Below are 24,236 nucleotides of genomic sequence, written 5' to 3' on the forward strand. Positions count from 1 at the left end.
GGCGGGTCCCGCAGTCCCTCTGCCCCGCGCGGGCAGCCGCGTCCTGCTGCCCACGTACCCGCGACGCCGTCCTGGCTGGTCGCGCAGTTCCCCGCGCCCCCGAGAGGGTGCCCTCCGCCGCAGAGGAACCGTGCCTCGCAAGGGCGCGGGGAGCGGGGCGACCAGCCAGGACGGTCAGCCACCACCCCATGGGGCGGGGGGAACTGCGCGCTCGGCCGACACGCACCGCACGTGGGAAAGCCACCGCACGTGGCACTCATCCCCGAGGCGAGCCGCACGGCGGCAGTGGTGCGCCGGGGCACCGGCGAGTGCGGCTACCAGGCGAGCTGGCCGATCTCATCGGCCACCGCGGCCACCGCCGGGCTCGACGGGTCGATCAGCGGGAAGTGGCCGACGCCGGGCAGCCACGCGGTGACGACCTCCTCCCCCGCTGCCGCCGCTGCGCGGGCAAAAGCCTCGCTGACCTGCGGCGGAACCTCATTGTCAGTGGTGCCGTGCACGATAGTCGCAGCGATTCCGGTGGGGAGCAGTGCGGCGGGATCAGCGTGCGGGAGCCGGGCGGCGAGGTGGTCGGGGCCCCCGAGCAGCTCGGTCACGGCGTCGGAGCACACGCGCAGCCGTATCGCGGAGGTGAAGTCGGCTATCGGGGCGAGCGCCACGACGCCGCGTATGGGGGGAGGCGAAGGGCGGTGCCAGGGGGATTCGGGAGGCAGCACATGCCGTGCGGCGGCCCACAGCGCGAGATGACCGCCCGCGCTGTGGCCGGCCAGCACGAGGCGGCGCGGGTCGACCAGGTCAGGGCCGAGCGCCCGCAGGGCCAGTGCGGGCAGCGCGTCGGCGGCGGCGGCCACGTCATCGAAGGTGTCGGGCCAGCGGCCGGCAACCGGGCGTTCCTCCGGGCCGTCGGACGGTAGCTGCCGCGGTGCGCCCCTGCGGTATTCCACCGACGCCACCGCGAAGCCGCGCGCGGCCAGGTGCGCGGCCAGCGGGGACAGGTGGGCGCGGTCGTAGCGGGCGCGCCAGGCGCCGCCGTGCAGCAGCGCGACCAGCGGCGCGGGCCGGGTGCCGCTCCCGCGCGGGGAGCGGGGGCGGTAGAAGTCGACCAGGTGGTCCTGGTGGCCGCCGTAGCGGACGGTGGCGTCCGCCGGCACGGTCGCGTGCCGGAAGGCCGACGCCTCCTCCGCCTCGGCCTGGGACAGGGGCGGGGACCCGGCGGAGTCGGCAGCCATCGCTCAGGCGGTCCCTTCGATCACATCGGCCAGTACGCGCGCGGCGCGCAGCGCGTCCGCGTAGCGGGTGTAGAGCGGAGTGAAGCCGAAGCGCAGGATGTCGGGCCGCCGGAAGTCGCCGACCACACCGCGCGCGGTCAGCTCGCGCATCACCTCGGCGGCGCCCGCGCAGCGCAGCGACACCTGGCTGCCGCGTTCCGCGTGCGCGGCGGGCGTGACGGACTCGGCCCGCTCAGCGGGCAGCAGCGCGCCGGTGCAGTCCAGGAAGAAGTCGGTCAGCGCGAGGCTCTTGGCCCGTACGGCAGCTGTCGTCACGCCGTCCCAGACGTCGAGCGCGGCGTCCAGGGCGAGCAGCGAGAGGATCTCGGGGGTGCCGACCCGGCCGCGGGGCGCGCCCTCGGCGGGCTGGTAGCCGGGCGCCATACCGAAGGGGTCGGCGTGCGAGTTCCAGCCGGGCAGCGGCGAGTCGAAGCGCGGCTGCACGTCGCGGCGTACGTAGAGGTAGGCGGGCGAGCCGGGGCCTCCGTTGAGGTATTTGTAGGTGCAGCCGACCGCGAGGTCCACCCCGTCGGCGTCCAGGGCCACCGGCAGCGCGCCCGCGCTGTGACACAGGTCCCATACGGCGAGCGCGCCCGCCTCGTGCAGGGCGGCGGTGGTCCCGGCCAGGTCGTAGAGCCGGCCGGTGCGGTAGTCGACATGGTTGACCAGCGCCGCCGCCGTCCGTTTGCCGGCCGCGGCGCCGATCTCCGCCGCGGGCACGGCCCGTACGGTGTGGCCGGTCAGCCGGGCCGCGGAGGCCGCGATGTAGCCGTCGGTGGGGAAGGTCGCGGCGTCCACCAGGATCTCGGTCCGCCCGGGCGGCGCCATCCGGACCGCGGCGACCAGCGCCTTGAAGATGTTGACGCTGGTCGAGTCGCCGACCACCACCTGTCCCGGCGCGGCGCCGACCAGCGGGGCGATACGGTCGCCGATCCGCTCGGGGGCGGTCCACCAGCCGCTCTCCTCCCAGGACCTGATCCGCAGCTCGCCCCACTCCCGGGTGACCACGTCGGCCAGCCGCGGCAGCACCCCGGCGGGCAGCGCGCCCAGCGAATTGCCGTCGAGATAGACGGTGGCGTCGTCGAGCGAGAAGCGGTCGCGGACGGCGGCGAGCGGGTCGGCGGCGTCCAGCGCGGTGGCCCGGGCGGTCAGGTCGGCCTGGGCTGTCGGGTCGTCGGCCCGGGCGGTCGGGTCAGACATGGCTGCGCGCCGTCCACAGCTCGGGGAAGACGTTCTTCGTGGCCCGCTTCTCCAGCCAGGCCACCCCCGCAGAACCACCGGTGCCCGTCTTCGCGCCCATCGCGCGGCGGGTCGCCACCAAGTGGTCGTTGCGCCAGCGCCACACGTATTCGGCGACGTCGGTGAGGGTCTCACCGAGCCGGATGAGGTCGGAGTCCTGGTCGTCGGCTGCGTAGACGCGCTGCCAGGCGAGTTCGACCTCGGGGTGCGGCTCGTAGCGCAGCTCCGGGTCGCGGTCGAGCACGGCGGCGGGGATGGCGTATCCGCGCCGGTCGAGCAGCCGCAGCACCTCGTCGTAGAGGCTGGGCTCGGTAAGTGCCTTCTCCAGTTCGGCGTGGGCGGCGGGCGTGCCGCGGTGCGGCACGAGCATGGACGCGGACTTGTCGCCGAGCAGGAATTCCAGCCGGCGGTACATCGCGGACTGGAAGCCGGAGCCCTCGCCGAGGGCGGACCGGTAGGCGTTGAACTGTCCGGGGGTGAGGTGCGCGATCGGTTTCCAGGCGGCGTTCAGCGACTCCAGCTCCGGCAGGCTGCGGTGCAGCGCCGCCATCGCGGTGGACAGGTCGTCCTGCCGCAGTGCGCGGGCGGCGGTGGTCCATTCGTGGACCAGCAGCGTGAACCACAGCTCCATGACCTGGGTGGTGACCAGGAAGGCCATCTCGCCGGGTTCGTCGGACAGCGGGTGCTGCAGATGGGTGAGCACGGACGCCTGCACGTAGTCCTCGTACGGCGTGCTGCCCTCGAACGAGAGGTTCGGGGTCGCCGCCTCGTCGGTCGGTGATTCGGACATGGGTACCTCCAGAAAGGACCGCCCGGGATCACCGGGCCACGCCGAGATCATCTGTGGTGCGGACGAATCCGGCAAGGCCTGGCCTGTGGCGGCGCGCCGCCGCACCCCCGACCGGGGCCGCACGAGGGCCGTGCCCGGCACCGTACGAGCGCCGTACGCGGGCGGCCGGTCAGGCGACGGCCGGTCCGGAGATGTAGTGGCCGCGGGTGTCGTAGGGCCACTGGTTGGCGGTGCAGCCCTTCAGGCCCTTGATCTGCTGCATCATCACCGGTGCGGGCTTGCCGGGTCCCGGGCAGCCCTCGTGGTGGTGGCCGATGCGGTGGCCGACCTCATGGTTGATGATCAGGGCCCGGTAGTCCCCGATGGGACCGTCGAATTCGGGCGAGCCGAGCATCCAGCGCTTGAGGTTGACGACGACGGTGGCGCCGACGTCGCAGTTGACCTCGCCGCGGGTGAGCAGGCCCGCGGCGCCGCAGATGTCGTCCACGGTGTCCGGCGTCGCGATCTTGATCACGAAGTCGGCGTGGCCGGAGGAGACCAGCTGGAAGCCGTCGTGGCCGTCGGCGGTCCAGCCGCGCGGATTGGCCAGGACGGCGGCGATCTCGTGGGCCGCGTCGGTGGCGGACAGCGTGATGCCGCCCTCGACCTCGACCTTGTAGCGGCGGATCGTCCCGCGGCCCGAGGCGCTGCCGCTGGCCTTGGCGGTGCTGAAGTGACCGCTGCCGGACTTCGGCACGGACGTCGGCGGCACAGAGGGCGTGTGGGACGCGCTCGGCGAGCTGCTCTTCGGGTTGTGGCCGGCGGACGGCCGGGTGGACGGACTGCCGCCGCCCTTGGCGGTGGCGGACGGCGGCGGGGCGGTGGTCGCCGTGATGCCCTGGTCGAGCACCGCCGAGCCCACGGTGTCCTGGGACTTGTGCCAGGCGGCGTATCCCGCGCTGACGACGAAGAGAAGGACGACCGCCACGCCCAGCGGCCCGGCTATCGCGGCGCGGCTCTTCGCCCGCCGCCGCCCATGACGACGCCGGCTGCTCTGTGCTGCCAAAACTCCCCCTGCGGCCGCGCAGCCGGGGCCACGGCCCCGGCCCCGTTCCGGCCCCCCCATGGCATATCCGCGCTGCGTGTGAACACGCGATCGGACTGCACGCGTGTATGACACGAACAACTGCGGCAACAATCGCACAAAGGTACGTGGCTATGCCATGAGCTGCCGTTCTGTGGCAGGACTGCAACATTGAGCCGGGGGCGGAGCGGGTCGGCGGGCGGCCCCGGGGGGCTCAGCTCAGGGTGTCGGCGGCGGTCGGCGAGCTGTCCCGCAGGAAGCTGGTGCAGCGCTCGTACTCCTCCTGCTCGCCGATGGCCTGGGCGGCCCGGCCGAGGGCGTGCAGGGCGCGCAGAAAACCGCGGTTGGGCTCGTGCTCGAACGGCACCGGGCCGTGGCCCTTCCAGCCGGCCCGGCGCAGTGCGTCCAGGCCGCGGTGGTAACCGGTACGGGCGTAGGCGTAGGACTCGACCACACGTCCGCCCTCGAAAGCGTCGTCAGAAAGCTGCGCCCACGCCAGTGAGGACGCCGGGTACTTCGCCGCGACCTCGGCGGGCGCGGCACCGGAGGCGAGCAGTTCGCGCGGCTCCGGGTCGTCGGGCAGGCGGGTGGGAGCGGGGCCCCCGAGCAGATTCTCGTGATTGGACATGGTTTCCAGTCTGCCCGAGCCCGGCCGTGAAAGGACCCCCGGCAACTTGCCAGGGGTCCTTTCAGGCGGTTGTCGCGGCTTTTCGCCCCGCGGACTACGTCACTTGTTACCGGCTACTTGCGCTTGTTGCCGGCCGACCGCAGGTTCTCCGCGGCGACGACGACACGGGCGGCCATGCCCGCCTCGGCCGACTTGCCCCACACGCGCGGGTCGTAGGCCTTCTTGTTGCCGACCTCGCCGTCCACCTTGAGCACACCGTCGTAGTTGCTGAACATGTGCGCCGCGATCGGCCGGGTGAAGGCGTACTGCAGGTCGGTGTCGATGTTCATCTTGACGACGCCGTTCTCCAGCGCCTCGTCGATCTCCTCGACCGTGGAGCCCGAGCCGCCGTGGAAGACGAAGTCGAACGCGTTGGTCTTGCCGTACTTCTGCGCGACCGCGTCCTGCAGCTCCTTGAGGATGCCGGGGCGCAGCACCACGTTGCCCGGCTTGTAGACGCCGTGGACGTTGCCGAAGGAGGCAGCCAGCAGGTAGCGGCCCTGCTCGCCCAGGCCGACGGCCTCGACGGTGCGGAAGGCGTCGTCGACCGTGGTGTAGAGGTTGTCGTTGATCTCGTGCGAGACGCCGTCCTCCTCACCGCCGGTCGGGGTGATCTCCATCTCCAGGATGATCTTGGCCTTGGCCGCCTTGGCCAGCAGTTCCTTGGCGATGGCGAGGTTGTCGTCGAGGATCTCGGCGGAGCCGTCCCACATGTGGGACTGGAACAGCGGGTTGCGGCCCGCGTCCACCCGCTCCTGCGAGATCGCCAGCAGCGGACGGACGTAGCCGTCCAGCTTGTCCTTCGGGCAGTGGTCGGTGTGCAGCGCGACGGTGATCGGGTACTTCTCGGCGACGATGTGCGCGAACTCGGCGAGCGCTACCGCGCCCGTCACCATCTCCTTGCTGTACTGGCCGCCCAGGAATTCCGCGCCGCCCGTGGAGATCTGGATGATGCCGTCGCTCTCCGCCTCGGCGAGGCCGCGCAGCGCGGCGTGCAGCGTCTGCGACGAGGTGACATTGATGGCCGGGTAGGCGAACTTGCCTGCCTTCGCCCGGTCGAGCATGTCGTTGTAGACCTCGGGGGTTGCGATGGGCATCGTTTCCGCTCCTCAAGTTCCGCGGGTGGTGGTGCTGGCGTGGCGACGTCATCGTCGGCCCTATCTTCCCATTCTCGAACGGATACACCACCTTGGTACGGCGACAGTCCGGAGCGGCCCTCGGAGTGTTTCACGTGAAACATCCCGAGGGCCGCAAAATCGCAGGTCAGCGCACCGCGCAAAAGGATCGCCCGGGCCGCCGCCGTTCCGCTTGCGGTACGCGGCGGCCGGCAGGTCAGTCCAGACCGAGGTCGGCCAGCGAATACGCGGCGAGATACGGAAGACCCGCCTGCGTAACCTTCGGCTCCGCGCCGCGGTCCACGATCACCGCGACCGCGACCACCTCGCCGCCCGCCTCCCGGACCGCCTCGACCGCGGTCAGCGGCGAACCGCCGGTGGTCGAGGTGTCCTCCACGACCAGCACCCGGCGGCCCTTGACCTCGGTGCCCTCGATACGGCGCTGCAGCCCGTGCGCCTTGTTGGCCTTGCGCACCACGAAGGCGTCCAGCCGCTGCCCGCGCGCGGCGGAGGCATGCAGCATCGCGCCGGCCACAGGGTCCGCGCCCAGCGTCAGGCCGCCGACGGCGTCGAAGTCCAGGCCGGCCGTCAGGTCCAGCATCACCTGGCCGGCCAGCGGTGCGGCCTGGCCGTCCAGCGTGATGCGGCGCAGGTCGATGTAGAAGTCGGCCTCGAGCCCTGAGGAGAGGGTCACCTTGCCGTGCACCACGGCCTTGTCCTTGATCTGCTGCAGCAGCGCACTGCGTGCGTCGTCACTCATGCCGACAAGTATCCGGCCCCGCGGCCGGGCGCACGCAGCGCCGGTCGCGGGGCCGGTCCCGTTCCTGCCGAGGGTCGGCTGCGGCTGCGCCGCAGGTCAGCCGATCCGGTGCCAGCTCCAGACGGTGGAGATCTCCAGCGGGTCGATCGGAGTGACCAGCCGGGGCGCGGTGTTGAGGCCGTTCGGCGGCCCGGACTGCGGCTCGACGCACACCGCTTCCGGCTGCTCGTCGTAGACCACGACCCACGGCGCCGGGCTGCGTACCTCAAGCCGCATCTCGCCCGGCCAGGTCAGCGTCACATCGACCCCGTCGGGCATGCCGAAGCAGTCGTCCCAGGGGCCGGGCTTGGGGGTGATCCGGTTGCCGTTCGGCAGGTGGTTGCTGCCGCGCTCCTCCTGCCAGGCCGCGCTGAAGGCCAGCTCGACGTCCTGGCCGCCCTGCCCGAGGTTGCGCCGCCACCACGGGTGCCAGCCGGCCTGCGCAGGGAAGGAGTCCCCGCCCACCGCCGCCTCGACGCTCATCGTCAGCGTCACCGAATGCGGCGCCAGCTCCACGGTGTGCGTGACCCGGCCCGGATAGGGCCAGGGGTCGGTCAGGTCGAAGTAGTAGGCCGCGGTCGTGTCGGTGGCCGGGGCCGCCTCCTTCCAGGCGACATGCCGCCCGGTGCCGTGGATGGCGTGCGGGGCGGCGTTCACCGGGAGCTGATGGGTGACTCCGCCGTTCCGGAAGACCCCGTTCTCGGTTCTGCCCGCCCACGGCACCATAAGGAAGGCGCCGAACCGGTCGCCCTGGACCAGGAGTTCCGTCCCGGCGACCCGCAGGGAGGCGATCCGGCAGCCGTGCCCGGGCTCCAAGGTCAGTTCGGCGTCGCCCGCCGTCAGCTTCGTCTCGTTCTCCACGCGACGAGCGTAGCGGGCGGGTGCTCTGACGTTCGCTTTTGGCGCCGCGAGTGGGTGGTGGCGGCGCGGGTTCGCCAGCCAGGGGATCAGGCGCGGCGCCGCAGCACCCGGCCCACGACGACGGCCGACGCGACGAGTGCCGCGGCCACCGGCGCCGCCCAGCGCAGGGTGGCCGCCGCCGACGTGCTGTCCGGGGCGGGCACGGGTGCGTACCGCCCGCGCGGCGGCGCGTGGTCGACCTCTTCCGCGCTGCGGCCGATCATCGTGCGCCGGGCGTGCGCCGCCTCCGCGGGCGGTACGAGGTCGTCCAGCGCGGCGGCGCTCTCCGGGACCTCCACCTCGACCTCGACCAGCTCGAAGTCGTCGAGCTCGGAGGGCGTCCCTGGCTCGCCCAGGTCGTCCACGACGTCAGCTTCCGGCTCGGGCTCGGGCTCCGGTGCGGGCTCGGCTTCCGGCTTCGGCTCCGCCTCGGGCTCGCTCTCCGGCTCGACGTCCGCGTCCGCCGGCTCCACAGGCACGGCCTCGGGTTCGGCCACTCCGTCCCGCGCCGCCTGCGGCTCGTCCGGCTGGCCCGGCTCGTCCGCCGGGGCCGCGTGGCGTACGTCGGCGGCCGGGGCGTTCGCCGCCAGCTCCGTACAGAAGCGGTCGAGCAGCCGCCGCACAGCCGTCTCCACCACCGCGGGCTCGTACGTCGCGAGCCGGCCCTCCGCCGCCGCCTCGCCCCGCCAGGCCACGGTCACCCCGGCCTCGGGCTGCACCACCGTGACGACGCTGACCTCGGCGTTGGCGGTGACGCTGCCGCCGCCGCGCACCTCCGTGCCCACCGCCGTGACGGTGAAGCCCGGCCCGTTACCGTGCACCGACACCGTGCCGCGGTAAGTGATCGTGGACCCGCCGATGCGCAGCCGCAGCCGCCCCACAGCGCCTCCGGACGTACCGCCGGACGCTCCGGCGCCGTCCCCGGGCGCCTCCCCGGCGTCGGGCTGCCAGCCGGGCAGGCTGGCCCGCACCACATCCGGCGTGCGCAGCGCCTGCACCAGACGCGCCGTGGTCATGCCCGGAACGAAGGACTCATGCTCCATGCGGCGGAGCCTACCCATCAGCGCGCTCCCTTGACGTTTCCCTGGCTGCCACTTTTTCGAGCACCTGATCTACGACGTCGGCAGGCGCGGCCGCAGCAGAGTCGACGGCGGCAGGGAGCGGCTGGGCCGGGTGGGAAGGGGCGCGCGGGCGGCCATCCGGAGAGCCGGCGGCGTCAGGCCGGACGGTGTGCCCGGGGGCAGGACCAGTGGCGGCGCGCCCGAGCGGGCGGCGAGCAGATAGGCCTGCTCCGGGGTGCCGGCGGGGCCGGAGCCGCGCGCGGGGGCGGTCGGCAGCCAGTACGGCGAGGTGTAGAGGCCCGCGGCCCGCACGGTCGCGTCGATCGTCCAGAACGTCCGGGCGGCCCCCGCCGCCGCGCCCGCCCGGACGGCGAGCCGGCCGCCGGGGGCCAGCGCGCGGGCGGCGAGGCCGTAGAACTCCTGCGAGTAGAGCTTGGCGCTGCGGGCGACGCCCGGATCCGCCAGGTCGGCGACGATCACGTCGTACGGCCCGGCCCGCGGACCACCGGAACCCGAGCCGGAACCCGAGCCGGAGCCGGAGCCGGAGCCGGAACCATGGCCGTCCCCGCCGCCGGAACCGGAGCCGCGCAGGCCGCGCAACCAGTCGAAGGGGTCGGCGGTGACCGCCCGTACCCGGGGGTCGGCGTAGGCGCGGCCGTTGAGCGCGGTCAGTCCCGGGTCGGTGCGGGCCAGCCGCAGCAGTTCGCCGTCGGGCTGGACGGCGGTGACCGCGGCGACGTCCCCGCAGCGCAGTACCTCGCGCAGGGCAAGGCCGTCGCCGCCGCCGAGGACCAGCACGCGGGTGTGCGGGCCGTTCATCGCCGGCTGGACGAGGGCCTGGGCGTAGCGGGCCGTGCCCGTGCCGGAGACCCGCAGCCGGCCGTCGAGGTAGAGCCGCAGCGGCCGGCCGCCGGAGCCGCCGCCGGTGAGGACGATCTCCTCGACCTCGGTCTGCTCCGCGACCCGCACGTCGGCGCCGTAGACCGCGCGCCGAGCCGCCCGCTCGAAGGGTCCGGCCGTGGCGGCGGCGCCGGCGAGCACGGCGAGCACCAGGACGTTGGTGACCAGCAGCCAGCCGCGGGCGCGCCGGCTGAGGTCGCAGCGGAACAGCCACAGCACGGTCGCGCCGCCGGCCGCCGCGTTGACGACCCCGGTGACCAGCGCGCCGGTCAGCTGCCCGAGGTGCGGCAGCAGCAGGAAGGGGAAGGCAAGGCCGCCGACCAGCGCGCCCACGTAGTCCGCGGCGAAGAGGTCGGCGACGGCGCCGCCCGCGTCCTGCCGCCTGATCCGCTGCACCAGTGTCATCAGCAGCGGCACTTCCGCCCCGGTCAGCACCCCGATCGCGAAGGCGCAGCCGACCATGGCGGGGGTCGCCTGCCCAAACCAGGCGAAGCAGCCGTAGAGCACCATCACCGACAGGCCGCCGACCAGGGCGAGGCCGGTCTCGACGGCGGCGAAGGCGGCGGCGGCCTGGCCGCGAAACCGTTTTGCCAGCAGCGAGCCGCAGCCCATCGCGAAGACCATCACCGACAGGATCACCGACGCCTGGGTGACCGAGTCGCCGACCAGATACGAGGCGAGGGCGACGAGTTCCAGCTCGTAGACGAGCCCGCAGGCGGCGCAGACGAAGACGGCGGCGAGCACCAGCGCGCGGGCCGCCGCAGCGGACACCGGTAACCGCAGGGCGAGTCGGGGGGCCTCGTCGCGGCGGTGCTGGTCGATCATGAGTGCACGCTATGTCAGGGTCGAGCCGCCACCGGTCACCCACAGGGGTGCAATCGGCGGCTTCGGGCGGCAGCAGGGGCGGTATTCGGGTCAGGCCAGCGCGTTCACCCGCGTCCTGGTGGTGACCAACCGCCCCTCCTGTGGATACGCGTGCCAGGTGCGCCAGCGCACGCCCCCCTCCGCGTACTGCACGAGCATCGCGGTGAAGGCGTGCGGGTCGCCGGGGAAGGTCCCGGCGAGGCCGTGCGGATGGTCGGCGACCAGCGCGAGCAGCTCCTGCGCCCGGCCCGCGAAGGAGCCCTGCGAGAGGGTTTCGATCCGGGCCGCGAACTCGTAGTCCCACACGCCCACCCGGCGTGCCACCCCGAACGGCAGCGGCGCCTGGCTGCCCGGCATGCACGCCACCGTCTCCGAGCACTCGCCGCGCCCGGCGTCGACCAATACCTGGTGCGAGGCGCCGAGCAGGCGTAATTCGACCTTGGCCCGCAGCCGGCGACCGTCGCCGACCTCGACATTGTGCACGGCGAGCGCGGGCAGCGCGTCTTTGCCGAGGCACCAGGCGAGGTCCCCCGCACGGGTGTCGGTATAGGAGGTTTGCAGGGTGGTGAGCATGGGTCGGCTCCGCAAGCACGCAGTGGATCGAGCACGCAGTGGATGTGATGGGCCGGTCCGCGCCCGGCGGGAGGACGCGCGTCGGCTCGTGCCCACGTGGGGTCCGCTGGACCCGAACGGTCCTCAGGGGTTCCTGGGAGGGGCCCCGAAGCACCTTCGAAGTCCTCTGAGCCCTCCGAGCCGCCCCCTGAGAAGTCCGAGGAGTCTCCGAGTGGTCTCTGCTGAAGCCCTCGAAATGGGTCCGAGAGCTACGGAATCATGAATCGCGGGTCGCCTTCAGCGTTTTTACCCATCTGTGTGCACTTTCCATCCCTTGGAGCGCCGAAGAGTTCACGTGTTCACCCGCATCCGCACCAGTACGCTCACGAGACCCGGACGACACACGAACGCGCGCAAGGTGGGCGGACACATTGGCTGAGCACACTGGACACGGGCCCGCGGGCGGCCGGCGCAGGCCGCCGCTGAACCGCCGCCTCGACGGCCTCGGCACGACGATCTTCGCGGAGATGTCCGCGCTGGCCGCCTCGACCGGCGCGATCAACCTCGGCCAGGGCTTCCCCGACACCGACGGTCCCGAGGCGGTACGGGAGGCGGCCGTCCGCGCGCTGCGGGACGGCCGCGGCAATCAGTACCCGCCGGGCGCGGGCGTCCCGGAACTGCGTACCGCGGTCGCCGCGCACCAACAGCGCTTCTACGGGCTCGCGTTCGACCCCGACACCGAGGTCCTGGTCACCGCGGGCGCCACCGAGGCCATCGCCGCCGCGATGCTCGCGCTGCTCGAACCCGGCGACGAGGTCATCGCCTTCGAGCCCTTCTACGACTCCTACGCGGCCTGCGTCGCGATGGCCGGCGCGACGCGCGTCCCCCTCACCCTGCACGCGCCCGACTTCCGCCCCGACCTCAACGCCCTGCGCGCCGCCGTCACCCCGCGCACCCGGCTTCTCCTGCTCAACTCCCCCCACAATCCGACCGGTTCGGTCCTCACCCGCGAGGAACTGACCGCGATCGCCGAACTCGCCGTCGAGCGCGACCTCCTCGTCGTCACCGACGAGGTCTACGAGCACCTGGTCTTCGACGGCGAGCACATCCCGCTGATCTCCCTGCCGGGCATGCGCGACCGCACCGTCTCCATCTCCTCGGCCGGCAAGACCTTCTCCTTCACCGGTTGGAAGGTCGGCTGGGTCAACCCGTTTTCACCTACCTCTTGGACGCTGGCCGCGTAGGCGTGCTGCCGTGCGTCGGCCAGGATGGACCTCGGACGATCGGTACCCGGGTTGAGGACGGTGGAGAGATGAGCGGCAGGCCGCTGCTGAACCGCAGGCTGGACGGGCTCGGGACGACGATCTTCGCGGAGATGTCCGCGCTGGCGCTGGCGACCGGTGCGATCAACCTCGGCCAGGGGTTCCCCGACACGGATGGGCCGGAGGCGATCCGGGAGGCGGCCGTGCGCGCCCTGCGTGACGGGCGTGGAAACCAGTACCCGCCGGGGATGGGCGTTCCTGAGCTGAGAACGGCGATCGTCGACCACCAGCGGCGGTTCTACGGCCTGAGTTTCGCCCCGGACGCGGAGGTGCTGGTCACTGCGGGCGCCACCGAGGCGATTGCGGCGGCGATGCTCGCGCTGCTGGAGCCTGGCGACGAGGTGATCGCGTTCGAGCCGTTCTACGACTCCTACGCGGCGAGCATCGCGATGGCCGGCGGGGTACGAGTCCCGCTGACCCTGCGCGCCCCCGATTTCCGCCCCGACCTGGACGCCCTGCGCGACGCCATCACCCCCCGCACTCGGCTACTGCTCCTGAACAGCCCGCACAACCCGACCGGCATGGTGCTCACCCGCGACGAGCTGACGGCCATTGCCGAACTGGCCGTCGAGCGCGACCTCATCGTGGTCACGGACGAGGTCTACGAGCACCTGGTCTTCGACGGCGAGCACGTCCCGCTGATCTCGCTACCCGGCATGCGCGACCGCACGGTCTCCATCTCCTCGGCGGGAAAGACCTTCTCGTTCACGGGTTGGAAGGTTGGCTGGGTTACCGCCTCCGCTCCCCTCGTCGCGGCTGTCCGCACCTCCAAGCAATTCCTCACCTACGTCGCCTCAGGCCCGTTCCAGTACGCCATCGCGGAGGCCGTGCGCCTCCCCGACGACTACTACACGGCCTTCCGCGACGACCTCCAGGCGAAGCGCGACCTCCTGGCCGACAGCCTCACCGCGGCCGGCTTCGAGGTCTACCGCCCCCAGGGCACGTACTTCATCACGACGGACATCGCAGCCCTCGGCGAGAAGGACGCCCTCGCCTTCTGCCGCGCCCTCCCCGAACGCTGCGGCGTTGTCGCCGTCCCCAACTCCGTCTTCTACGACGACCCTGACGCCGGCCGTACCCAGGTCCGCTTCGCCTTCTGCAAGAAGCAAAACGTTCTCCAGGAAGCCGCCAGCCGCTTGCTGCGCTTGTCGACCTGAACCTAAGCCTCCGGCCGAATGCGGTCGCGACCAAGATCGCTAGCCGAAGGCTCAGTATCGTCGCTAGTCAAAGCGTTGCGACGAGTGGGTCTGTAGTTGCCTCGTGGGGGCTCCGGGAGCGAGTCGGCTCCCATACGACGCCCAGCGATGCCTGGGAGCCCAGCACCGGAACAGCCCGCCGTAGGGCTGGATGCCAGGGAAGAGCGAGGTGGGGCGGGGCCCAAATCTGAACCATCAGACGCTGATCGCTAGCTCTGGCAAAGTGGTCATCACTGCCAGTCGATTCTCGTGAGGAACTCTGTGAGCACGCTCGGTCGCTTCATCTGGTCGATCGCTGACCAGCTTCGAGGCCCCTACCGGCCCAACCAGTACGGGACAGTGATCCTCCCGTTCACCATCCTGCGGCGACTCGACTGCGTGCTCGAGCCAGACCGAGCCGCGGTACGGGAACTGGCTGCGCGGTACGAGAACCCGAACCGGCTCAAGGTCGAGGTCAAGAAGCTCACGGGACGGCAGTTCTACAGCACCTCCAACTACGGCTTCGCGAACCTGCTGGCCGACGCGGATGGACTGGCGGACAACCTCGCCGATTACATCGACCGGTTCTCCGCCGACGTGGACGTGTTCGAGTACTTCGACTTCAAGAAGGAGATCCTGGCCCTGGAGAAGGCTGGGCTCCTGCGCGAGATCGTCCAGTCCTTCAGCGGTGTCGACCTCCATCCCGACGTGGTGTCCAACTCGGACATGGGCGACGCGTTCGAGTACATCATCCGCAAGTTCAACGAGGCCGCGAACGAGACCTCCGGAGACCACTACACGCCGCGCGACGCGATCCGGCTGCTGGTGGACCTGCTCTTCACGGAGAAGGACGTCGAGGAGGAGGCCGGCCGCCCCGAGGGCGCCATTGTGAGGTCACTCTACGACCCCACCGCTGGCACTGGCGGCATGCTCTCCCTGGCCGAAGAGCACCTGCTCGGGCAGCATCCCGACGCACGGCTGAGCTTGTGGGGGCAGGAGTACAACCCGCAGTCGTACGCCATCTGCAAGTCCGACCTGCTGGCGAAGGGGCACGAAGTAGCCCATATCGCGTTCGGTAACACCCTCACTGATCCAGCCTTCAAGGAACGCCAGTTCGACTACTGCATGTCCAACCCGCCGTACGGGGTGGACTGGAAGCAGTACGCCAAGGCGGTCAAAACGGAGCGCGACGCTGCCGGCCCCTACGGCCGCTTCGCACCGGGCCTCCCCGCAACCTCCGACGGCCAAATGCTCTTCCTGCTGCACCTGGTCCACAAGATGCGCGCCCCGGAGGACGGCGGCGGGCGCGTCGGCATCGTCATGAATGGCTCGCCCCTGTTCAACGGTCCCGCCGAGTCCGGTCCCTCCAACATCCGCCGATGGCTGATCGAGAGCGACCTGGTCGAGGCAATCGTCGCGCTGCCGACCAACATGTTCTTCAACACCGGCATCGCCACATACATCTGGATCCTCGACAACACCAAGCACCCCGACCGCCAGGGCAAGGTCCAGCTCATCGACGGCACGTCGTTCTGGACCAAGATGCGCAAGAACCTCGGAGCCAAGGGACGCGAGATCAGTGACGCCGACCGCGCCGAGGTCGTGCAGTTGTACGCCGACTTCGAGGCTGCCGACCCTGACTTCTCCAAGGTTCTGCGCAACGACGAGTTCGGCTACTGGACAGTCACTGTCGAACGCCCCCTGCTCGACGACGAGGGTAACCCTGTCGTCGACCGCAAGGGCGCCCCGAAGTCCGACTCGAAGAAGCGTGACACTGAGAACGTGCCCTTCACCTACGGCGGCTCGACTGCTGGCGCGGAAGGGATGCGTGAGGTCGTCCAGGCGTACTTCAACGCGGAGGTGAAGCCGCACGTTCCGGACGCCTGGATCGACTGGTCCAAGACCAAGACCGGCTACGAGATCCCCTTCACTCGCCACTTCTACAGGTACAGCCCTCCTCGCCCTCTCGCTGAGATTGACGCTGACCTGGAGAAGCAGGTCGCCAAAATCCTTGACCTGCTGCGGGAGGTGGAGAAGTGACGGGGCCTCTCTGGAAGGTATTGCCCGATGGGTGGCTGACAGGCCAGGTCAAGAACGCTGCTACGGTCACGCTCGGCAAAATGTTGCAGAGCAAGGACTCGGGTAATGACGCGCGCGCCTCCTACATGCGTGCTGCAAATGTGCAGCCCAATGGCGTGTTGGCCCTCGATGACGTAAATGAGATGTGGTTCGGCGAGGACGAACTTAAGCAGTTGAGCATCCGCGCGGGCGACGTGGTCGTTGTAGAGGGCGGTCAGGGCGGTTTTGGCCGCGCCGCGTATGTCGATCAAGATCTTCCTGGCTGGGGATTCCAAAACTCGATCAACCGGCTTCGACCAATTGAAGGCTTTGACGGTCGCTTCATCGCGTTCTACCTGATCGCGCTGCGGGCTAGCGGCTTCATCCGCGCCTACTCCAATGTTGTCTCAATGCCGCATCTCACAGCAGAGAAGCTTGCCAGGATTCCGATCCCGCTGCCGCCAGTGGAGGAACAGGCCGCCATCGCCGACTATCTCGACCGCGAGACGGCTCGCATCGAAACGCTCATCGAAGAGCAGCAGCGGCTGATCGAAATGCTCCGTGAGCGGCGATGGTCGGTCGTAGAACGAAGTGTGGCGCTACTCGGTTGGCACACGCCACTGAAAGCAGTCTCCGTCTTGATTCAGACAGGACCATTCGGCAGCCAGCTGAAATCCGATGAATATGAGGATGGCGGCACGCCGATTATCAATCCATCCCATATTATTTCTGGAGAAGTAGTCCCCGATCCACGAATTGCGGTTAGAGCAGCAAAGGCGGCACAGCTTGCGCGCCATGCTCTGGCGGAGGGTGATTTGGTTGCTGCCCGCCGAGGGGAGCTAGGACGCTGTGCGGTCGTACGGCCTTCGGCAGCAGGATTCCTCTGCGGAACCGGCTCAGCGCTTGTCCGATTCGATCAGAATCAACTCGATCCGGAGTTCGGGGCCATCGTATTCAGCAGCCGACGCAACCGCGATGCACTTGCTCTCGCCTCAGTTGGCTCGACGATGGACAACCTGAACTCTGACATCATTGCGTCCCTGCGCGTGCCGGTTCCAGCGATTGCGGAGCAGCACAGGATCGTGGCTGAGATCAACTATACGACCACGAAGATCGACACGCTCATCGCCGAGACTGAACGGTTCATCGAGCTGTCCCGGGAGCGCCGGTCAGCGATGATCACGGCCGCTGTCACGGGTCAGATCGACGTTCGAGAGGCGGCATAGTGGCTGATCACAACGAGGCTGTCTTCGAGAAGGAAATCTGTGAGTACCTTCGGGACCGTGGCTGGCTGTACTCGGTAAACGATCACGATGGCGGGGAGTACGACCGGGAGAGGGCGCTGTTCCCGGCTGACCTGTTCGCGTGGCTGGAGGCGACGCAGAAGCCGGCGTACGAGAAGGCATTGAAAGCGGCGGGGTCGCAGGCGAAGTTTCTCGACGTGCTGACCGCGGCGCTTGACCGGCCGTTGGAGCACGGCGGTGGGACGCTGAACATCCTGCGGAGCGGGGTGCAGTTCATCGGTGGCGGCCGGTTGAAGATGGCGCAGTTCCGTCCGGAGACGTCGCTCAATGCGACGAGCACGGCTCATTACGAGGCGACGCGGGTGCGGGTGGTGCGGCAGGTGCACTTCTCGACCGCCGACCAGCGCAGCATCGATCTGGTGTTCTTCGTCAACGGGCTCCCGGTGGCGACGGTGGAGCTGAAGACCGACTTCACCCAGTCGTTGAACGAGGCGGTCAACCAGTACAAGCAGGATCGCAACCCGCTGACGAACGGCCGCCCCGAGCCGTTGCTCTCCTTCGGACACAGGGCTCTGGTGCACTTTGCTGTCTCGAACGACCTGGCGGCGATGACGGCGAGGCTGGAGGGTGACAAGACCCACTTCATGCCGTTCAACACCGGCTTCGACAGCGGCGAGGGCAACCCGCCCGGCGCTGACGGCCGGTCGGCGACGGCGTACCTGTGGGAACGGGTGTGGGAGAAGCACGCCTGGCTGAACATCGTCGGCCGACTGATGATCGTCCAGACCAAGGAAGAATGGGACGTCTCGACCGGCACCTCGGTACGGCGCATAAGCATGCTCTTCCCGCGGTTCCACCAATGGGAGGCCGTCACGAACATCGTGAACGCGGTGCGCGAGGAAGGCGTCGGGCAGCGGTACCTGATTGAGCACTCGGCCGGGTCGGGGAAGACGAACACCATCGCCTGGACCGCGCACCGCCTAGCGCGGCTGCACATCGACGACCAGAAGGTCTTCGACTCGGTCATCGTCGTCGTGGACCGCACCGTGCTCGACACCCAATTGCAGGACGCGATCCGGCAGATCGACGGCACCGGCAAGATCGTCGCCACCATCGGGCCCGAGGATGTCCGCAAGGCCGGTGCGAAGTCGAAATCGGGCCTGCTGGCGCAGGCGCTGAAGAACGGCGAGCTGATCATCGTCGTGACGCTGCAGACGTTCCCATATGCCCTGGACGAGATCCGCAGCGACGCCGGGCTGAAGGGCAAGCGGTTTGCCGTCATCGCCGATGAGGCGCACTCCTCCCAGTCGGGCCAGATCTCCGCGAAGCTGAAGCAGGTGCTGACTGCCGAGGAGATCCAGGAGATCGAGGACGGCGGCGAGGTCGACGTGGAGGCGGTCCTCGCGTCCGAGATGACAGAGCGAGCCGAGTCGGAGAACATCTCCTACTTCGCCTTCACCGCGACGCCGAAGAGCAAGACCCTCGAACTGTTCGGCCGCAAGGGCGCCGACGGGAAGCCGCACGAGTTCCACCTGTACTCGATGAAGCAGGCGATCGAGGAGGGCTACATCCTCGACGTGCTCAAGGGTTACCAGAGCTACGACACCGCACTGAAGATCGCGGGCAAGGCCGGGAGCGGTGATGATGCTGGGGGCGAGGTCGAGGAGGGCACCGCCCGGAAGGGCCTGATGCGGTGGGTGCTGCTCCACCCGACGAACATCAGCCAGAAGGTGCAGATCATCGTCGAGCACTTTCACACCAACGTGGCCTACCTCCTGGAAGGCCGAGCGAAGGCAATGGTGGTGACCGGCTCCCGTAGGTCCGCGGTGAAGTACAAGCTGGCCATAGACGCCTACATCACCAAGCGCCGCACTGAGGACGCCTCGTACAACTACCGCACCCTGATCGCCTTCTCCGGCGGGGTGACGATGCCCGAGAACGAGACCTGGCACAGCGACTGGGGCCCGCAGCCGTCAGAGGACGACGAGTACACCGAGGCCAACATGAACCCCGGTGCCGGGACGGATCTGGCAGCCGCATTCAAGGGGCAGATCTACAAGATCATGCTGGTCGCCAACAAGTTCCAGACCGGCTTCGACCAGCCGCTGCTCTCGGCCATGTACGTCGACAAGAAGCTGCCGGGCATCACCGCGGTGCAGACGCTCTCACGGCTGAACCGCACCCACCGCACCGCTGGCGGCGAGCAGAAGCGCAAGACGTTCGTCATCGACTTCGCCAACAAGCCCGAGGACATCAAGGCGGCCTTCGAGCCGTATTTCAAGGACGCCACGCTGGAGACCGAGACCGACCCGTACGTCGTCGTCCACCTGTCCAACAAGCTCGCCCAACTCGGTTTCTACACCGAGGAAGATGTCCGCAAGGTCGCCGAGCTGTGGGTGACTCGGAAAGGCAACAACGCGCTCTCGGCGGCGATCAGCCCGGCGCAGCATGACTTCCGCCGCCGCTACGCGCGCGCGATCGAGGAAGAGGACAAGGTCACGCTCAACGAGCTCGACCTCTTCCGCAAGGACGTCTCCACCTATGTACGCCTCTACGACTTCATGTCCCAGATCGTCGACTACGGCGACCCCTACATGGAGATGCTCTCCATCTTCCTACGGCTGCTGGAGAAGGTCATCGCCGAGTCCTCGTGGACAGCCGAGGTCGACCTCTCCGACGTGGTGCTGGTCGGGGTCAAGCACAGCAAGGCGATCCCGGTCGACATCTCCCTCGTGGGCGACGGGCAACTGAAGGGCATCAGCGCCGCCGGCACTGGGGCGAAGAAGGACCCGAAGTACGTCGCGCTCCAGGTCGTCATAGACAAGATGAACGACCTTTTCGGCGCGGAGTCCTTCGCTGCCTCCCAGGTCCGGGAGTTCGTTCAGGGGCTCGTCCAGCGCCTGCTCGCCAACACTGATCTGGTCAACCAGACCAAGGCCAACAGCAAGAAACAGTTCCTGGAGTCGCCGGACTTCCAGGCAGCAGTCACGGAAGCGGTTGCAGATAACCAGGACGCCCACAACGCGATGGCTGACTACTTCTTCACCGACGGTCCGGCTATCAACGCGATCATCGTGGCCCTCGCGGATGCCTTCTACGAAGCCGCAATCGATCAGCAGGCAGACTCTTAACCCTGGCAGCGCGCATGTTCTCAGCAGACCAGCTGCGGCCTACTGAGTTCGGGCTGGGGCAGCGGGACCATAGCCTGCTGTTCTCGCTTTCGCTGCGGCCTACCGCTACGCCGTGAGACCGGCTCGCTCGGCCATGGCCACGAGGTCGGGGCGGGCGCGTTGGTGGAGGATGAAGAGGACGCGGAGGACTTCGCGGCTCATCGGGTGGATTTCTGCCATCTGCGGCGACACCTTGAACGCGGCCTTCAGCGCCTCCTCGGCTCCTGCTGCGTCTTTCAGTGCGAGGCGGGCGCGGGCGACGTCGATGTAGAGGCGGCCGAGGCGGTTGGGCTTGAGGCCGGTGGGGGGTTGGTCGATCAGGGGGGTCGACATGGTCACGGCCTTGTTGGGCTGGTCGAGTTCGACGTGGGCGGCCAGTTCGTAGAGGGCGGTGTTGCCCTCGCCGAAGGTGAGGTTGTGCATCAGCACGTCACCGTCGAGCTGGGCGGCCAGGCCCTTCGCGTGGCGCAGGTGGGCCTCGGTGGCGTGTCGGTCGCGGTTGCGGGAGGCGAGGACGACTCCGCGCAGGTGGAGCGAGCCGAGGATGACCACGGACTCCGGGCCTTCCGTGCGGGCGCTCTCGTACTGGCTGATCGCGCGCTCGACGATCGCCATGCCGTCGCCGTAGGCGCCGGCGCTCTGGTAAGTGCCGGCCTCGTTCCAGGCCGCGGTCGCTTCCGCGGCCGGATTCCAGGTTCGCTGGGCGGCCCACTGCTGGCGGGCGACGATGATGTCGGCCAGGTCGGGCTGCACGAAGCGGTGCGTGACGCTGTAGGCGCAGCCGTAGAGGTCGGCGAGTTGTCCCCAGGCCGGTGAGTCGCCGCCGGCGGCGAGCGCTGTCGCCGTCGCCTGGCCAAGGAGGGTCGGCAGCTCTCGGAGGAGTTCGAGGTACCGCGTCTCGGATCGAAGCCGAGCTGCGAGCTGTAGCCGTTCGGCCAGCACGTCAGGAGGAGGCGTGTCCTCCCTGGGGAGGGTGTGGCGGCGGACGGCGTCGCGGAGGTCGTTGAGCAGGTCGGCCTGTTCGGTGAGGCCGAGGAAGGGCTGCCCGTAGATCCGTGCGGTGGAGACGCGTAGGGGCTTGGCTATGGCGGCCACCACGGGGGGCGTCGCGGGCCGGTCGCCGGTCTCGATCTTGCTCAGGTAGGAGACGGAGATGCCGGACAGGCGGGCCAGTTTCGCCTGGCCCATCCCGCGGGCCTTGCGCAGTACCGCGATGTTCTCCCCGGCGGCCGGTGTGCTGTCCATGACCCCACTGTTCCAGGGCAGGGCGGCTCACGGCCGGGTTGTGCGCGCCTTGTGCGAACTGATCTTGCCGCCCAGAGAGTTCACTGATTGTCCAAGGTTCGTGACGTCAGGTGAAGGAGTGTTGCGGGGGGACGCCCAGGACAGCCACACCGGCTGGTCCTCGGCACGGCTTCTGCAACCGACTGCAACTGGCTCGACATCGGAGGTCAGCATGGCACTACGGTTCGTCGGGAAGGACCCGGAGTCGGGGGACCACGGCTCCCCGGCCGTCTGGGTGGACGAGGACGCGAAGGATCTGCTGTTCCAGGGCGTCAAGGTCGACCGTCAGACGGAGGCGGCCTGCAACCGGGATGTCGCGATGCCTTCCTACGAGGGGATCGTGCGAGTACCGAAGCGGATGATCCCGCTTCTCAGGGAGGCGCTTGATGTCGCAGAGCTTGAGTAGCTTCGCCGACCTGCTCCGTGCCGTCGAGCACACGGCGGTTCACTTGGAGCTGCGTGACGACTACGACATGGGGAACGAGACGGCCGGATTCGAGGCGTGGAAGCAGGGCCACCGTCTCGACCCGGCCGACCGCGCTTCGTGGTGGCGCCCCTGGCTCGGCCTCGTGCAGGAAGTGACCGCGAAGGGCGTCCAGATCCGTCGGGCAAGGGTGATTACGGAGCCTCCGAGCGAGTACATCCGCTACGAGCACTCGTTCACCTTCACCAACGTCGCCGCGGGCGAGGAGGTGCGCTGGCTGCCCAGGAGCAGCGCGGCGGGAATCGCCCTCCCGGAGCACGACTTCTGGCTCTTCGACGGCCGTCTCGTCCAGTTCAACATCTTCGACGACGCCGGCCGCTGGATCCGTACCGACCAGACCGAGGAGCCGGTGGCGGTCTCCGGCTGCGTCAGGGCGTTCGATGACGTGTGGGACCGCGCCTTCCCGCATGAGAAGTACAGCGTCTGACCGCGGACGATCAGCCGGCTCATGGGCACGTCACCTCTCTCCTCGGCTCGGGCGGCCCGTGCCAAGATCGCCGAGCGCCTGAAGCAAGCGATGCTCGATGCCGGGCTGACGGGGCTGGAGTTGGCTGATCGCTGCGGTTGGCACAAGTCGAAGTCGTCGCGTATCGCCCGCGGCATCACACCGCCCTCGGACGACGACATCCGTGCGTGGTGCGACGCTTGCGGTGTTCCCGAGTTGGCCGCTGACCTCGTCGCGGCGGCGCGGACCGCCGATTCGATGTACGTCGAGTGGCGGCAGCTCCACCGGGACGGTCTGCGACAGGTCCATGCGAAGTCCACCCCGCTCTACCAGCGCACCCGCACTTTCCGCGTCTACGCCTCCAACGTCGTGCCCGGCATGCTCCAAACCGCCGAGTACGCAACGGGGTTGCTGCGCTCGATCACCACCTTCCAGGGCACGCCCGATGACGTCGAGCGGGCGGTCGAGGCGCGGCTCGCGCGCTCCCGCGTCGTCTTCGAGGGCGATCACGGCTTCGCCCTGCTGCTCGAAGAGGCGGTGCTCTACTACCGGGTCTGCGACGACGAGGCCATGGCCGCCCAACTCGGGTCGCTGCTCTCGCTCATGGCCAGGCCCAACGTCTCCCTCGGCATCATCCCGTTCGAGGCCAGGCGCACCGTGTGGCCGCTGGAGGCGTTCTACGCCTTCGACGAGGACCTGGTGGCCGTCGAGACGCTCACAGCAGAGATCAACGTGAGCAGTCCGGGCGAGATCCGGACGTACCTGCGAGCCTTCCACCAGCTCTCCCAGCACGCCCTGCGCGGGGCCGCCGCCCGCAGCCGCATCACGCGCGCCCTCGACACCCTCGGCTGAAATCGTGCAACCGCGTGCAACCGCGTGGACCCCCAACTGCTGATTTTCCTAGCGTCATTGGTGTCCACCGGATCGCTCGCGGCCCTGTCGCGGGTTCCAGCACTCGGAGGGAACCTATGGCGTCGCCCATAGCAAGCACAGGGCTGAAGGCACCACAGCACCGTACGCAAGCGACGGTCGGCGTGAGCGCGGCCAGGGACTTCGCGTCCCGACCGGAGTCAGTGAGCGAGGTCCGTGCCTTCACGCGGGATACCCTCGCCAACCTGGGTCTCGCGATCGACGACGTCGTGCTCTGCGTATCCGAGCCGTCACCAACGCGGTCCGGCACAGCACCCCACCCGACGGCACCTTTCACCTGGACATCCTTGTCGACCGGGACAAGCTCCGCGTCGAGTGCCACGACTCCGGAGGCACAAAGCCCACTCTCCTGACGCCTTCGGACGCCGATGAGGGCGGCAGGGGGCTCCTGCTCGTGCAGGCACTGACCTCCCGATGGGGAGTGGGACCGAGGCCTGCCGGTAAGTGCGTGTGGTTCGAGATCGACGGCGTTCCGAGCGTGCTGCAAGGGTACCGGCGGGCTGGGCGGCCGACTCGTGAACGTTGAAGAGCCGTCCACGCAAGCGTTCATCCCGACCCTGCTTCCCGTCTGCGGGTCCCTGACAGATCTGCCCGCAGCTCTCCAGGACGCCGCCCGCACCCAGGCGTCGGCAGAAGGCGCCGACCCGGGCGACGTCGAGTCGAAATTGCGCTGCATCCTCCAGGCGCACGTCGCCGGCGACCACCAGGCGTTCGTACGTGAGCTTGCCGACTCGAAGGACGGCTCCCTCTGGGCGGAGTGGAGCGACGGGCAGGACCCGGCCGGGCTGTCGGTGCGATCCGACTGCCCGGCTCGGAGGGCGGACGAGGCCTGCTGCTCCTTCGCACACCACCCCGGAAGCCACACCTATGACGTCACCAATCCGTGCGATTTGCCCGTCCGCTAGC

21 protein-coding genes and 1 pseudogene are annotated in these 24,236 nt (G+C 69.3%); 10 read left to right on the forward strand and 12 right to left on the reverse strand.

The window, feature by feature from the left end; translation table 11 throughout:
- Positions 1-314: 314 nt before the first annotated feature.
- The 11 genes from V7E46_RS10585 to V7E46_RS10635 all read right to left on the reverse strand — a co-directional run bounded on the left by V7E46_RS10585 (position 315) and on the right by V7E46_RS10635 (position 11,239).
- The gene (locus tag V7E46_RS10585; protein WP_333768173.1) at positions 315-1,229 is read right to left on the reverse strand and encodes an alpha/beta hydrolase family protein; all 915 of its coding nucleotides are present in this window, start codon (positions 1,227-1,229) and stop codon (positions 315-317) included.
- A gap of 3 nt (positions 1,230-1,232) precedes the next feature.
- Positions 1,233-2,468, reverse strand: a complete 1,236-nt coding sequence (gene kynU, locus V7E46_RS10590; RefSeq protein ID WP_333768174.1) for a kynureninase — start codon at positions 2,466-2,468, stop codon at positions 1,233-1,235.
- A complete protein-coding gene (locus tag V7E46_RS10595; protein ID WP_333768175.1) occupies positions 2,461-3,297 on the reverse strand; it encodes a tryptophan 2,3-dioxygenase family protein in 837 nt (278 codons plus the stop codon). The genes kynU and V7E46_RS10595 overlap by 8 nt, the downstream gene beginning before the upstream one ends.
- A 169-nt stretch (positions 3,298-3,466) precedes the next feature.
- The gene (locus tag V7E46_RS10600; RefSeq protein WP_333768176.1) at positions 3,467-4,342 is read right to left on the reverse strand and encodes a DUF3152 domain-containing protein; all 876 of its coding nucleotides are present in this window, start codon (positions 4,340-4,342) and stop codon (positions 3,467-3,469) included.
- Between the two features lie 232 nt (positions 4,343-4,574).
- Complete coding sequence (locus V7E46_RS10605) at positions 4,575-4,988, reverse strand: DUF3151 domain-containing protein (protein ID WP_329176287.1); 414 nt, start codon at positions 4,986-4,988, stop codon at positions 4,575-4,577.
- Positions 4,989-5,101: 113 nt separating this feature from the next.
- On the reverse strand, positions 5,102-6,124 hold the full coding sequence (gene fbaA / locus V7E46_RS10610; protein ID WP_333768177.1) for a class II fructose-bisphosphate aldolase: 1,023 nt from the start codon (positions 6,122-6,124) through the stop codon (positions 5,102-5,104).
- 235 nt (positions 6,125-6,359) lie between these two features.
- Entirely contained in the window at positions 6,360-6,902 is a 543-nt protein-coding gene (pyrE, locus tag V7E46_RS10615; protein ID WP_333768178.1) for an orotate phosphoribosyltransferase, read from the reverse strand.
- A 96-nt stretch (positions 6,903-6,998) separates the two neighbouring features.
- Positions 6,999-7,802: an aldose epimerase family protein gene (locus tag V7E46_RS10620; protein WP_333768179.1), complete on the reverse strand. Its 804-nt coding sequence runs from the start codon at positions 7,800-7,802 to the stop codon at positions 6,999-7,001.
- Positions 7,803-7,888: 86 nt separating this feature from the next.
- On the reverse strand, positions 7,889-8,884 hold the full coding sequence (locus V7E46_RS10625) for an SRPBCC domain-containing protein (RefSeq protein ID WP_333768180.1): 996 nt from the start codon (positions 8,882-8,884) through the stop codon (positions 7,889-7,891).
- 69 nt (positions 8,885-8,953) lie between these two features.
- Positions 8,954-10,627, reverse strand: a complete 1,674-nt coding sequence (locus V7E46_RS10630) for a polyamine aminopropyltransferase (protein ID WP_333768181.1) — start codon at positions 10,625-10,627, stop codon at positions 8,954-8,956.
- A gap of 90 nt (positions 10,628-10,717) precedes the next feature.
- Positions 10,718-11,239 carry a DUF2617 family protein gene (locus V7E46_RS10635; RefSeq protein ID WP_329176294.1) on the reverse strand — a complete coding sequence of 174 codons (522 nt, stop codon included), beginning with the start codon at positions 11,237-11,239 and terminating at the stop codon, positions 10,718-10,720.
- A gap of 506 nt (positions 11,240-11,745) precedes the next feature.
- Between V7E46_RS10635 and V7E46_RS10640 the strand changes: the two are divergent.
- From V7E46_RS10640 to V7E46_RS10660, 5 genes and pseudogenes are all read left to right on the forward strand, one after another.
- Positions 11,746-12,423, forward strand: a pseudogene (locus V7E46_RS10640) (aminotransferase class I/II-fold pyridoxal phosphate-dependent enzyme); the annotation flags it as partial.
- A gap of 107 nt (positions 12,424-12,530) precedes the next feature.
- On the forward strand, positions 12,531-13,697 hold the full coding sequence (locus tag V7E46_RS10645; protein ID WP_333768182.1) for a pyridoxal phosphate-dependent aminotransferase: 1,167 nt from the start codon (positions 12,531-12,533) through the stop codon (positions 13,695-13,697).
- Between the two features lie 300 nt (positions 13,698-13,997).
- Positions 13,998-15,755, forward strand: coding sequence for a class I SAM-dependent DNA methyltransferase (locus tag V7E46_RS10650; protein ID WP_333768183.1), 1,758 nt, complete (start codon positions 13,998-14,000; stop codon positions 15,753-15,755).
- Entirely contained in the window at positions 15,752-16,999 is a 1,248-nt protein-coding gene (locus V7E46_RS10655; protein ID WP_333768184.1) for a restriction endonuclease subunit S, read from the forward strand. Before V7E46_RS10650 ends, V7E46_RS10655 begins: the two co-directional genes overlap by 4 nt.
- A complete protein-coding gene (locus V7E46_RS10660) occupies positions 16,999-20,148 on the forward strand; it encodes a type I restriction endonuclease subunit R (RefSeq protein ID WP_333768185.1) in 3,150 nt (1,049 codons plus the stop codon). The genes V7E46_RS10655 and V7E46_RS10660 overlap by 1 nt, the downstream gene beginning before the upstream one ends.
- Positions 20,149-20,253: 105 nt before the next feature.
- On the opposite strand, the gene V7E46_RS10665 is transcribed toward V7E46_RS10660, so the two are convergent.
- Complete coding sequence (locus tag V7E46_RS10665) at positions 20,254-21,432, reverse strand: helix-turn-helix domain-containing protein (protein WP_333768186.1); 1,179 nt, start codon at positions 21,430-21,432, stop codon at positions 20,254-20,256.
- 211 nt (positions 21,433-21,643) lie between these two features.
- On the opposite strand from V7E46_RS10665, the gene V7E46_RS10670 reads away from it, so the two are divergent.
- The 5 genes from V7E46_RS10670 to V7E46_RS10690 all read left to right on the forward strand — a co-directional run bounded on the left by V7E46_RS10670 (position 21,644) and on the right by V7E46_RS10690 (position 24,235).
- The gene (locus tag V7E46_RS10670; RefSeq protein WP_333768187.1) at positions 21,644-21,877 is read left to right on the forward strand and encodes a hypothetical protein; all 234 of its coding nucleotides are present in this window, start codon (positions 21,644-21,646) and stop codon (positions 21,875-21,877) included.
- Positions 21,858-22,382, forward strand: coding sequence for a DUF6879 family protein (locus tag V7E46_RS10675; protein WP_333768188.1), 525 nt, complete (start codon positions 21,858-21,860; stop codon positions 22,380-22,382). Before V7E46_RS10670 ends, V7E46_RS10675 begins: the two co-directional genes overlap by 20 nt.
- Before the next feature lie 21 nt (positions 22,383-22,403).
- Positions 22,404-23,252, forward strand: a complete 849-nt coding sequence (locus V7E46_RS10680; protein ID WP_333768189.1) for a helix-turn-helix domain-containing protein — start codon at positions 22,404-22,406, stop codon at positions 23,250-23,252.
- A 361-nt stretch (positions 23,253-23,613) separates the two neighbouring features.
- Positions 23,614-23,856, forward strand: a complete 243-nt coding sequence (locus V7E46_RS10685) for an ATP-binding protein (protein WP_333768199.1) — start codon at positions 23,614-23,616, stop codon at positions 23,854-23,856.
- Complete coding sequence (locus V7E46_RS10690) at positions 23,846-24,235, forward strand: hypothetical protein (protein ID WP_333768190.1); 390 nt, start codon at positions 23,846-23,848, stop codon at positions 24,233-24,235. The genes V7E46_RS10685 and V7E46_RS10690 overlap by 11 nt, the downstream gene beginning before the upstream one ends.
- Position 24,236 lies beyond the last annotated feature (1 nt).

The sequence above is a fragment of the Streptomyces sp. IBSBF 2435 genome (genome assembly GCF_036815005.1).
GTDB lineage: Bacteria > Actinomycetota > Actinomycetes > Streptomycetales > Streptomycetaceae > Actinacidiphila.